The 11,525-nt window shown below is 55.7% G+C and carries 10 protein-coding genes and 1 pseudogene; 5 read left to right on the top strand and 6 right to left on the bottom strand.

Annotation, left to right across the window (positions count from 1 at the left end; all coding sequences use genetic code 11):
* Positions 1 to 301 precede the first annotated feature (301 nt).
* Positions 302 to 1,153 carry a hypothetical protein gene (locus PSAKL28_RS27745; RefSeq protein ID WP_157687052.1) on the top strand — a complete coding sequence of 284 codons (852 nt, stop codon included), beginning with the start codon at positions 302 to 304 and terminating at the stop codon, positions 1,151 to 1,153.
* Here PSAKL28_RS27745 and istB read toward each other — a convergent pair.
* Together istB and istA are read right to left on the bottom strand one after the other, a co-directional pair.
* Entirely contained in the window at positions 1,086 to 1,841 is a 756-nt protein-coding gene (istB, locus tag PSAKL28_RS19810; protein WP_003290589.1) for an IS21-like element ISPpu7 family helper ATPase IstB, read from the bottom strand. The genes PSAKL28_RS27745 and istB overlap by 68 nt on opposite strands.
* A gap of 17 nt (positions 1,842 to 1,858) precedes the next feature.
* Positions 1,859 to 3,373 (bottom strand): IS21-like element IS1491 family transposase, encoded by a 1,515-nt coding sequence (gene istA / locus PSAKL28_RS19805; RefSeq protein WP_019364253.1) that lies wholly within the window; start codon positions 3,371 to 3,373, stop codon positions 1,859 to 1,861.
* Between the two features lie 305 nt (positions 3,374 to 3,678).
* Between istA and PSAKL28_RS19800 the strand changes: the two genes are divergently transcribed.
* Both PSAKL28_RS19800 and PSAKL28_RS27165 read left to right on the top strand, forming a co-directional pair.
* A complete protein-coding gene (locus tag PSAKL28_RS19800) occupies positions 3,679 to 4,107 on the top strand; it encodes a hypothetical protein (protein WP_157687051.1) in 429 nt (142 codons plus the stop codon).
* A 953-nt stretch (positions 4,108 to 5,060) separates the two neighbouring features.
* Positions 5,061 to 5,669 carry a YkgJ family cysteine cluster protein gene (locus PSAKL28_RS27165; RefSeq protein WP_218918489.1) on the top strand — a complete coding sequence of 203 codons (609 nt, stop codon included), beginning with the start codon at positions 5,061 to 5,063 and terminating at the stop codon, positions 5,667 to 5,669.
* Positions 5,670 to 5,912: 243 nt separating this feature from the next.
* Here the strand turns inward: PSAKL28_RS27165 and PSAKL28_RS19790 are convergent, their stop codons facing one another.
* Both PSAKL28_RS19790 and PSAKL28_RS19785 read right to left on the bottom strand, forming a co-directional pair.
* A complete protein-coding gene (locus PSAKL28_RS19790) occupies positions 5,913 to 7,313 on the bottom strand; it encodes a DEAD/DEAH box helicase (RefSeq protein ID WP_038613676.1) in 1,401 nt (466 codons plus the stop codon).
* A complete protein-coding gene (locus tag PSAKL28_RS19785; protein WP_038613675.1) occupies positions 7,310 to 7,900 on the bottom strand; it encodes a VspR family transcription factor in 591 nt (196 codons plus the stop codon). The genes PSAKL28_RS19790 and PSAKL28_RS19785 overlap by 4 nt, the downstream gene beginning before the upstream one ends.
* A gap of 104 nt (positions 7,901 to 8,004) precedes the next feature.
* On the opposite strand from PSAKL28_RS19785, the gene PSAKL28_RS19780 reads away from it, so the two are divergent.
* On the top strand, positions 8,005 to 8,226 hold the full coding sequence (locus PSAKL28_RS19780; protein ID WP_038613673.1) for a helix-turn-helix domain-containing protein: 222 nt from the start codon (positions 8,005 to 8,007) through the stop codon (positions 8,224 to 8,226).
* 233 nt (positions 8,227 to 8,459) lie between these two features.
* A pseudogene (locus PSAKL28_RS19775) lies at positions 8,460 to 8,846 on the top strand (EamA family transporter); the annotation flags it as partial.
* Between the two features lie 39 nt (positions 8,847 to 8,885).
* Here the strand turns inward: PSAKL28_RS19775 and PSAKL28_RS19770 are convergent.
* Positions 8,886 to 10,115, bottom strand: coding sequence for a putative porin (locus tag PSAKL28_RS19770; RefSeq protein ID WP_038613671.1), 1,230 nt, complete (start codon positions 10,113 to 10,115; stop codon positions 8,886 to 8,888).
* A 450-nt stretch (positions 10,116 to 10,565) separates the two neighbouring features.
* A complete protein-coding gene (locus tag PSAKL28_RS19765) occupies positions 10,566 to 11,525 on the bottom strand; it encodes a PDR/VanB family oxidoreductase (protein ID WP_038616887.1) in 960 nt (319 codons plus the stop codon).

Genomic DNA, 11,525 nt, shown 5'->3' with positions numbered 1-11,525 from the left:
GCCTCTGAACTGCTAATTTTTTAGCAACGACAGCCTAGGGGCATTATGCCCCTGGGCTCGATGAATCGTTCAGTTTTTCAGTCGTCCAGAGACGCCAGCAGTGAGTTAGAAAGCGACGCTGTCCCTGAACTCAGCGCATGGAGAACCCCGTCACCATAGGCAGCGGAGCTCATAGAAAAGATCCGCGTTAAACACTTTCGCGTGGACTGCATTCAGAGTATTAAGTTATTGATTTTTCTACCTTGGGCAAAATGCTATCAGTGGTAGTATTCGCGCATCATTCATGTCATAGAAGATAGCAATGCCTGTCCCCTCCCTATCTCAATCGCTGATGGTAAATCTGGATTATTACGACGGCCACCAATCACTGCTTGCGAAGGGGGCATACGAGACGTTGGGCACCGCCTCCAAAGTAGAGTCGTTTCAGAAGCAGGGGAAGATTCCTCTGTCAGACTTCCTCAACTATTTCCTCATCCACCGTTCAGTAAGTCCAGACTATGCCTCGTACATAGAGCGGCTCAATTACCTAGACACAGCAAGCACTTGGTTGAACGGTGTTCTAGATTTGAACGGCTCGATCAATTGGCGGCCAGGTAGCAAAGGCCTCCAAGAAAATGTGGGTGAGGCCGTTAGCCTTTCTGTCGCGAGCTCTTTGTTTGGCTTGACGGCCGCAGACTGGGAAACGATTCCAGAGCAAAAAGGGACGCGAGCGCATCCGACCTTTGATTTTGAGCGGACTTTGGTTGGCATTACGGCCCAAAATGCGGTCGTACAGATCGAAGCGAAGGGAAGTTTTGTTCGCGACAATACGGTTGATCAAAGTGCCGTGAAGGCGCATGCAAGAAATATTTCCAAGAAAAAATCCAAGATTACAAACATAGGTGCTGCCTACAAACATCCCGCGACGGCGATGTACGGGATGATTGTATCTATTGACCCAACGAATGAAGCTAAATGTGCGGATTCCACGCCATCCGGCCACCCAGTCCGCTCTCATCTGGCCAGGCATTCCAGGGCCATCTGGCCACCTGTTCCACGGCCATCCGGCCGGGCAGTCGGAGCGCAGCGACGCAGGGGTGGCATTGTTAGTCCGGGTTGGCTGGCGTCGTCAATTTCTGCGTCCGTTTGCGCATTGATTCACCCTTCAGATTGATCCGGTAAGCGTTGTGCACCAGGCGGTCGAGGATAGCGTCGGCCAGGGTCGGATCGCCGATCAGTTCGTGCCAGTTGTCCACCGGCATCTGGCTGGTAACGATGGTCGAGCGCTGGCCGTAGCGGTCGTCCAGTAGCTCCAGCATGTCGCGCCGCTGTTCGGCGGTGAACGGGGCCAAGCCCCAGTCATCGAGGATCAGCAGGTCGGTCTTGGCGTAGCTGCTCATCAGCTTGGCGAAGCGCCCGTCGCCATGGGCCAGACCCAGTTCTTCCAGCAAACGCGGCAAGCGCAGGTAACGCACGCTGTAGCCTTCTCGGCAGGCCTGGTGGGCCAGGGCGCAGGCCAGCCAGGTTTTACCGACACCGGTGGGGCCGCCGATGATCAGGTTGAGGCCGTCGCGTAGCCACTGGCCGCCGCTCAGTTGCAGGATCAGCGCCTTATCCAGCCCGCGCGGGCTGCGGTAGTCGATGTCTTCGAGGCAGGCGTTGTGCTTGAGCCGGGCCTGGCGCAGGCGGCTGCTCAGGCGCTTGTCGTCGCGTTCAGTCAGCTCGCGGTCGACCAGCAGGCCGAGGCGTTCCTCGAAGCTCAGGCTGTCGATGTCCGGGGTTTTCAGTTGTTCGTTCAGCGCCTTGAGCATGCCGTGCAGGCGCAGGGTTTGCAGCTTGTCCAGGGTCGGATGGGGCAGCATGGTGGGATTCCTTGTGTTCAGTGGTAGTAGCCGGGGCCGCGCAGGTTGGCGTGGTCGTCCGGCAGCAGGGGCAGGTGCTGCTGGGCCAGCGGCAGGTTCTCCAGCCCCTGGCGCAGGATCGATTCGAGGCTCTTGTAGCTGCACGTGCCGAGGCTGATGGCGCGACGGCAGGCCAACTCCAGGCGCACTTCGCCGTGGGTTTTGCCCAGGCGCAGGATGCCCAGGCAGGCCCGGTAGCCCTGCTGCGGATGGATGCGCCGTTCGAGGATGTGCCGGATCACGCCGGCGGTGTTCGGCCCGGTCTGCTCGGCCCAGCGGATCAGCCGTTGTGGCGTCCACTCGGCATGCTCGCGATGGCTCTTGGGCATGTGCTCGGCCTGCGTGCTGTGCCGGCCCTTGTGCATTGAGCGCAGGTGGCTGGCCACTCGCTGGTTGGCGTGGAAACACTCGACGGTGCGCGCCGTCAGGCGCACCTCCAGCTGCTTCTTCACCAGTTGATACGGCACCGAGTAGTAATGCCCATCGACCTCGACGTGGTAGTCGATGTGCACCCGCGCTTTCTTCCACTCGGCGTAGACGTAGGGTTGCTCCGGCAGGGGGCGCAGCGCCGGACGATCCAGGCTGTCGAAGGCCGTCTGGCGCGAGCCCGGCAGCTTCTTGAACGGGCGTTGGTTGAGCCGCTCCAGCAACACGGAGATGGCGCTGTTGAGTTCGTCCAAGGAGAAGAACTGACGGTTGCGCAGGGCCGCGAGGATCCAACGCTCGACCACCTGCACGCCGACTTCGGCCTTGGCCTTGTCGCGCGGTTTGCGTGCCCGCGCCGGCACCACCGCCACTCCGTAGTGCTCGGCAAGGTCGCGGTAGCTGGGGTTGATGTCCGGCTCGTAACGATGGGCCTTGCTCACCGCGCTGCGCAGGTTGTCCGGCACCACGATCTCCGGCACGCCGCCGAGGAAGGCGAAGCAACGGGTATGCGAGCCTAGCCAGTCCGGCAGCTGCTGCGACCAGGTGGCTTCGGCGAAGGTGTAGCTGGACGCGCCGAGCACCGCGACGAACACCTGCGCCTGGCGGATCTCGCCGCTGTGGCGGTCGATAACCGGCACCGTCTGGCCGGCATAGTCGACGAACAGCTTCTCGCCGACGCGGTGCTCCTGACGCATCACCACGTCCAGCTTGCCCTGCCAGGCCCGGTAGTGCTCACAGAACCAGCTGTACTGAAAGCCCTGCGGCTGGCTCAGGCGGTACTCCTGCCAGAGCAGCGCCAGGGTCACCCCGGGGCGGCGCAGTTCGGCATGCACCCATGCCCAATCGGGTAAAGGCCGCTTCTCGCTGGCAACCGCCGGGGCCGGCGGGAACAGTTGCTGCTCCAACTCGGCATCGGACAACGAACAGGGCCAACTGAGACCACTGGCGGCAAAACGATTGAGGTAGTCGCCGACGGTGACACGACCGACCTGCACGCTGACCGCAATCTGGCGAGCTGATAGTCCGACCTCGAACTTGAGACGTAGTACTTCGCGAATCTTACGCATGGATAAACGCTCCACGACGACCTCTCTGCTTCGAAAAAGAGGTCGATGGTAGTGAAGAAATCCTGCGTAGCTGCCTGCCCGGTTGAGTGGCCGGATGGCCGTGGAATCAGTGGCCGGATGCGCGTGGAATGGGTGGCCGGATCAGCGTGGAATCGGTGGTCAGATGCTCATGGAATGGGTGGCCAGATGACCGTGGAATCCGCACTAAATGCTGGTTGCTAGATCCACCAACCGAGCAGTTGGAGGGCAACCCTAGCGATATCAAAGTCGCGATTCGGCTAGAGTATGTCGCCTCGATCGTGGCTATGCTTGCACCAAATGCGAAGCTTCCTCGAGCGCTACGCGATCGGGCGGCTTTGTGGCGAGAGGGGGCAGTTTCGAAAGAGATCGAGTCACTTGAAGGACACCCCTATACGGGGGAAAACTATGTGGACGCTTATTTGGCGAAAAGCAAAATCTGGATGGCAGAACGTGATGTCGTCGGTCAGCTATACCTAGGCGAATCTGGGAGAGTTTTCTTTCTGGGGTTACGTGGGGACTTGGTTCGTGCGGCCATTAAGCAAGATCCTGAAGCAATCGTTAAGGCGCGCTATAAATCCAGTGTTGAGCAGGCCCATGTAAGTGGAGAACCAATGCGGCTGGACCGTTGGAAAAAAAGTTCACATCTTAATGTCGCAATGACCCTTTACACAGCATCCAGCGGAGTGGTTATCGGGCTGACTGGGAACGGCTAGACTTCTAATGTTACGTCGTCAATGCACTGCATCGTCTCTCGGAATTCGACATGATTAAAACCCAACAAAATTTCAATCACAGTACAAGCCAAGAAGTGGCTCGACCAGTTTTCGATGGGGGATCGTCCTCTGGCGCAAGAGTCGCTTGAACCCTTTCTCCTCCTGTCCTGAGATGATTTAAATGATCACTTGCGAGCTCTCTTACTTGAGAAAGCTGACAGGGTAAAAGGTGTTACTGCTCTCTTCGCCGAGAGTGAGCTTGGACATCGATTTTGGGTGCCCCACAGACTTTCAAAGAGTCTACGAGTAAACATCGACGTGCATTTGGTGCTGCTGGCCCACCAGCCGAATCTTGCTAAAACCAAGGTGATCTCACCTAGTGCACGAAAATTGTCTTGGGTTTGTTGGTTGACGGTGAGTCGCCTCGATTGACTAGGGAGTTCAAAGGCAAAATGCGCATGCACCTTCACTACCTAGAGCATGTCGACGTTGGTCCCATCAGGCATGCTCAGCGCCGTTGCTTCTCTGCGGTTGCTGGGCTTCGCAATCATCTCCTAGGGTTAGCCGCCTATGCTATTAAAGTTGAGCCTAAGTATGGCGCTGCACTGAAGGCAATATTGATGGCCGTGCATTGGCCGATTGCTTACTGAACTTTGTTGCTTACTCTCGGAGAGACGTGTGTAAGAAGCCCAGAGGTGCCGTATGCTTGTAACCGTCCAGACAGCATATCTTTCTGACGCCGTCGCCTGAGGCGATGCTGTCCACCTAAATTTAAGTGGACACCATTTTTGCCATTTTAAGCGGACGCCTATGCCACAAGATCGCCGTTCTCCAAGGCCTTCAAAGGTCCTTGGTTATCAGCAGCCCTAGGAATTGCTTGTCGTTCACTAAAGTATATCTATTGCGCGCCGATAGGCGTTTGGTGTATGGGGAAATTACAAGTGGAAAAATTTATGAAAAAATATCTAATGGGGTTCTTCAAGTCCGTTTTCAATAAAAATGTTCAGGAAGTTATTCCTGCCGTCGCATTACTGGACAAAAATACCCTCAGAGTATTACCGCCGATTCCGGACTCGCTCGTTCGAGAGCATGCAAAACTGGGGTTTGAATTGCAGAACAAAAGTGAGAGTAAGTTCGACAAGATAAGGCGAATATATGATTTTTTGAACTTGTATAACAATTTCGCAAGAACATTCACGGTTTGTGGTAAAGGATGCAGTGCATGCTGTAAGGTAGATGTTAGCATTACTAAGCTAGAGGCAATTTATATAGAGAAAAACACAGGGCGTGTCGCCAGGCGGACAAAGAAACACACACGTAAACACAAAAGCTCATGTCCATTTTTGGTCGATAACAACTGTTCTGTTTACGACTACCGACCCTTCAATTGCAGAACACTGTATACGCTAGATGATCCCAAATATTGCGAAACTAAAGAGTCGCATCAGTTGTATGGTGCGAGCGGCGGGGCGGGTATAAAGATGATTTATGTTCTAAAAGAATTTTCAGAATATATGAATGGGAACAACGGTACGGCCGATATTCGAGATTATTTTCATTGAGAGGCATTCCCTTCTTCCTGCTGGTGGGCAGGGCATGCTCTTCGCTGATAACATCGAGGTGATGTTAAACCGCGATGCAAAGCCTTCAGGCGTTGTTGAGGTCTCGACCCACTGGCTCGTTGATAGAAGTTCCATGAACACTGAGTTTAGAATGTGGCAACTTTTTCATGCGTACGATCTGCTCAAGCGGTTGGGATCTATCTGAAAACGATGACCCCTTTTTCGTCGCTCTGGAGTTTCTCCCTACAAACAAGCTAGTAATTGCTGCCTGAAATGCTGGGAAAAACTCACTTGGTAGCTAGGTCCAGTTGCGCCTCTGCCCAGTGATACGATGTTTGTAGGCGCGGCACCGACAAATTGCTGATCTTCGCTTTCAATACTTTCACCCAGGCCGTTGTCATTTCCAATCGGGTCACTAATTCCTAGTTCTGAGCTGAAACTGAAAGCTGGCACCTGCGCCTCATTTAGCACCGCCAGATCATCCGGCAGGTCCTCTGCAATTCGCTCGGCAAAGGCTTTCAGCGTCGGCTCCGCTAGCATGAATAGCCAAGCTTGATTATCCGATCCACCTGTTCGTCGAAGCACTCGTCCCAGCACTTGCCGATAATGCAATTCCGTGCGGATGCGGCTGAGATAGCAGCACACTTGCAGGCGTGGTATGTCGGTGCCTTCACTGATCATCCCAACGGCGACAATCCAACGACAGGAACTCTGCCTGAATGCATTGATCACTTGCTGAGCGTCAGGCGTTTTGTTGGTAACGATGCGGCAAGCTTCGTCTCTGGCATTCAGGGCTTGTGCAATTTTTTGGGCATGCTCAATGTCCGTGGCTACTACCAAACCTGCGGCATCCGGCTTAATCGAGCGAATCTCTCTCAGTTTGCTGCAGCCAAGATCGAGCAACTGAGCGATCACCTCATCATGCCGAAGCAACTCTTCGTAGGTGATTGGAGATTCTCCCAAGAGGTTGGCAATGCTGGGAAATACCTTTACGGAGCTATTAGCACCTATTTCATTAGTGACTTTCACTTTCTTATTGTCGAGTAGGGTGATTCGAGGAGAGCGACAGACACCGTCTGCAATAGCTTCTTTCAGGCCATAGCGGTAGTCGCAGATTAAGTGCCCTTCGGGTGTGGAGTATCTTGCCAATGCAATGGCTCGTTCATCAGAGCGCCAAGGAGTTCCGGAGAGGGCCAATGTAAAGGCAGCGCGATCCTGTATTCGGTTTAGGATCTGCTGTCCCCAAGCGTTGGAGAGTAGCGGATCATGTCCGGCACAGTGGTGGATTTCATCGAAGACCACGAAAACGCGATAGTCATCAAGAAGCTGCCAGAAAGCTTCATCTCGATGCTCCATGGCCTGGTAGGTGAATGCTGCACCAGCGGCGCCGATCCGGCCGTCAAGGCGCCTGCCAAGTACGGCAGCAAAGGTTGAGCGAAAACCCTCCACCACCTGGCATGACGGCGCGAAGCACAAAACTAGTTCGACTCTATCTTGCTCGAACAATCGGCTGGCCAGCTCTGCCGCCATCCGCGTTTTACCGGCGCCAGGCGTTGCCTGGCAGAAAAAGTGTGGCATGACAGTGAAGTGCGCCAATGCCGTGTTGATGCATTTTTGTTGCCAGTCTCTGAGCGATCTGATCATTGTGTGGCGGCAAGCGTCTTAAGTGTTTTCTCGATAGCGCGGAGATGGCCCAGCAAACGCGAACTGCGGTCTCTCGCTTCTAGATATTCGCTCTCGACCTTGTCACGCAGATATGGCATATCATCCAAAAGCAGCTTGTACCGCTCCGCCTCGCCCATCGAAGACAGGAAGTCCAAACGGATTTCTTTATGAAGCGATTCTAAACGCTGATTTGAACCGATCGGAGGGTTTAGAGGCGCTGCTGCATCCTCGAGCACTAAAGGCTCCTGGAGTGGCTCAGACGCAGTTTTGAGGCTGTTCTCAAACCCGTTATCGATCAGCTCCAACTGCAGGTGGGCCGGAATGGATTGCAGGTGGTAGACCTGTCCCCGCGGAAGACGCTCTTTATCGTGCGCAAGCCAACCAATGCGTAACATTCGGCGGATCTGCTCATACACATAGCGACGCACATCACCGATACGAAAAGTTAAGCCATCCAGGCGGCTGGCATAGGCATCGCGAATCTCCCGAGTCGTGAACTTTGAATATCCTTCCTCGTGAAGCAGCTCATACAGACGCTTGTCGAAGATATACGAGGCAGATTTCATTGAGGCACCAGAAGAGTTAACGCAAAAGAAATGCGGATTATAATCCGTGGCTCCAGCGTCCGCAAACGCACGATAGTGCTGCCTCATGTGAAATTGAGGCGGGCATGGATACGTTGGCGAAAGCGTTGGGGGAACTCATCAGGGCACAGAGAAAGGCCCGGAGGGTTTCTCAAGATGCATTAGCGCTAGCCTGCAACATCGACCGTAGCTATATGGGGCGGATTGAGCGTGGCGAAGTAAACATCACGGTTGAGAAGCTGTATCGCATCGCAAGCGAGCTCGCTTGTGATCCGTCCTGCCTACTACCTCAGCTGTCAGAGCTGTAGATCTGTATCTAGTCAGGAGCTGCTCTCAAGAAGGCCTGAGATTGCCACCACTGTCGTCTTGCTTCGTGCATGCGTGTTGTCAGAGGAAGAGCTCAGCCGGCCGGAAGGGTTCTGAACGTCCTTCAGAAACACATTTCCAACCCCAGCACCGAAATTTAGAGGCCTCGGTCCGATTCAATTTGAACCTTGATCTACTTTGTTCATTTTTTAAAAAAACCGCTTGACTACATTAGATCATGCAAAAGCGCATCACCAGCAACCCCATGGGTACCCTGCCGCTGCAGTACGTTGCCGGGTTGCTGATGTGTGCGGTGATTGCGCCGTTGCAGCCGCTGCATGTCGAGCTGACCGGCAGTTTCATCGGCGCTCTGCTGTGGATGGGGCTGGTGGTTTCGCTGTTGGCGACGCTGTTGCTGTACCGGCTGATTGCCAAGGGTAACCTGGTCAATGTCACCAGCCTGTTCTACCTGGTGCCCGCGGTGACGGCAGTAATGGACTACCTGATCTTCGGTAACCGTCTGGCGGCGTTGAGCCTGTTGGGTATGGGACTGATCGTGATCGGCCTGCTGTTTGTGTTCCGCAAGCCAGCGGCGCCCGCTGCCCAGCTTCAGGCGGACTAGGCCGTGTCGCCGCCCGGCGCCTGCCGGGCGGCTTGCGCTTCAGAAGTAATAACCAATGTTGATGTTGGTGCGGTAGTACCAGTCGTTGCTGCCGATGGAGCTGGTGCTGGTCCAGCCGGTGCCGTTCTCCGCGCCACCGAAGGGGTTGGCGTTCTTCGCCCAGGTGAAGTCGACCCAGGCCATGATCGGCATGGCCAGAAACTGGGCACCGACGGTATACATCTGCGAATCGTCCCAGCCGTTTTTGTCTTTCATCATCCGGCTGTAGTCATTGTACAGTTTGATCTTCTTCAACTGCCCAAGGTTGGGGGTGAAGATGTCGTAGCCGATGTTGAGCGAGGCGATGGTGGCCTTGGCGGCGATCAGGTAGGCCGGGGTCAGGCCGTTACCGCCCATCAGTACCGAATCGTTACTGACCCCGTCGGGGTTTTTCGGGTCGTATTCGTAGCGGATAGCCTGGCTGGTCACGGTCCACGCCCCGGCGTTGACGACCGCATGCATACCACCGGCCCAGTAGTCGCCATCGTCGTCAGTGGTGGCGTTGTACAGTTCGGCAGCCGCCAATGAGGCGCCGATTTCAGTCTTCCAGCCATCACCGCTGAAGGTCCGCGCGAGCCGCGCGTTGACCTGGTTGCGCTTTTCGTTGTCCTGGCGCGATTGGGTGAAGGGCACGGCGTTGTCGTTCAGGTCGGCAAAGCGGCCGACTTCCGGCGAGTAGCGGATACCGCTGGGCAGCATGCGCGGGAAGTAGCCCAGTTGCAGGTCCCAGTCCTGGTCTTTGTAGCTGTACTTCAGACCGGTGCCGGCGCTAACGCCATAGCCCATGAAAAACGGGATGTGGTAGCTCCAGCCAAACTGCGGGTAGGGCTCAAGGCCGAAGGGTTTGAACGGTGCGCCGACCTGCAGGTTGGCATTGGGGGTAAAGCGGTAGCCGACGTAGCCGCGGTCGATGGAGCGTTTACCGTCGTCCTGGAACCAGTAGCCGACATCGCTGAACAGCTGCTTGTGGGTGGCTTGCACATCCAGACGGAAGGTATCGAACAGGAAGCGGCCGTTGTTCTCGGTAGTGTCCCAATGTTCATCCCGGTAGTTCATCCGCAGGGCGCCGCCAATATCCAATGAACTCTGACCATCGTCACTGCGCCAGGCGATGTGCGGGAACGGCTTTTTTACCGCAGGCGGTTGGTCGGGGGCGGCCGGGCCGGGTTCGGAGGCGAAACTTGCGCAACTGCTGAGGATCAGGCCCAGGCTTACCACGTACTTGTTCATATCATGCCCTGCAAGGTTGAGCCATTTCTGTGGGCAACAGCTGCCCGGCGCCTTGAACAAGGCGTTAAACGGGAATCAGCGATACTGCGCACTTGGCTGGGGGTGTTGGGTTTTTATTGTTTTATAGGCGGTACGTTGTTTTATGTTTGGATGCGATAGGGAAAGAGCAGGAACTGTGCCACTGCGGACAGGTGGTCTGTTTTTGGGTAAAAGCTATTAAAAACAATTGTTTATATTTGAAACGGGTGAAGTTGTACCGTGGATGGAACGGCTTGGAGATTAAGTAACAACGCTGCGCAATTGCAGTGCGGTTTATTTGCACAAGGCGCTTTAATAAAGCGTGGCTTGTTTTGTGAGTGGATAATTAGCAGGCTATTTTTTAACCCCATGGGTCAAAAAAAACCGGCACACAGGGTGCCGGTCAATTGCGCGCGTAATGCTGATAAACAGTTACAGGTCGAGCACCATGCGTCGGCTCTTGCAGCCGGACACGCAGACCATCATCGATTTGTTCGCTGCCCGTTCCGCCTTGGTCAGCACCCCGTCCCGGTGGTCGATATCGCCTTCAAGAACGCGGGTCTCGCACGACCCGCAGACCCCTTCGCGGCAGCTGTATTCGATGTCGCATCCGGCTTCGAGCAGCACATCGAGCAGATTCAGTCCCGGCTCGATGTTCAATGTCTTGCCGGACTTTTTCAGTTCGACGCTGTAGCTGTCCTGGGCATCTTCCGAAGGTGGCAATTCGGCCGCGGTGAAGCGTTCGATATGCGCATGGGGATAGCCGAGGCTTTCGCAGGTGCTTTCGAAGGCATCAAGCATCGGCGTCGGGCCACAGCAGTAGAAATGGGTGTCACGCGGCTGGCCAGCCAGGTAATGGGCCAGGTCCGGCACCGCGCCTTTCTCGTCATTGAAGTGATAGACCACTTTTGCATCGAGGCCGCTGAGTTGCTCCAGCAGCGCCGCCTCCTTGCGCGAACGGGCGCAGTAGACCAGCTCGGCGGATTTACCCAGGGCCAGCAACTGGCGGAACATGCAATAGATCGGGGTGATACCGATGCCACCGGCGACCAGCACGTTATGACTGGCGTGCGGGTCGAGGGCGAAGTTGTTGCGCGGTTGCGAGATGTTCAACTGGCTGCCGACGCGCAGCTGCTCATGAACGAACGCCGAACCGCCGCGGCTGTTGCGGTCGCGCAGGATGCCAACCACATAGCGACCCTGGTCGCTCGGCGAGTTGAGCAATGAATAGCTGCGCACCAGACCGTTGGGCAGGTGCAGATCAATGTGTGAGCCGGCTTCAAACGGCGCGAACACGGTATCGCCCCAAGGGCGCAGTTCGACGCTGATAATGCCTTCGGCTTCGTGGCGCAGGGTGTGCACCAGCGCCGTGATGGTAGAGGAGTTGGACAT

This window comes from Pseudomonas alkylphenolica, assembly GCF_000746525.1.
Classification (GTDB): Bacteria; Pseudomonadota; Gammaproteobacteria; order Pseudomonadales; family Pseudomonadaceae; genus Aquipseudomonas; species Aquipseudomonas alkylphenolica.
Note: the sequence above shows the minus strand (reverse complement) of the source record. Positions and strands in the feature narration are given on the sequence as shown.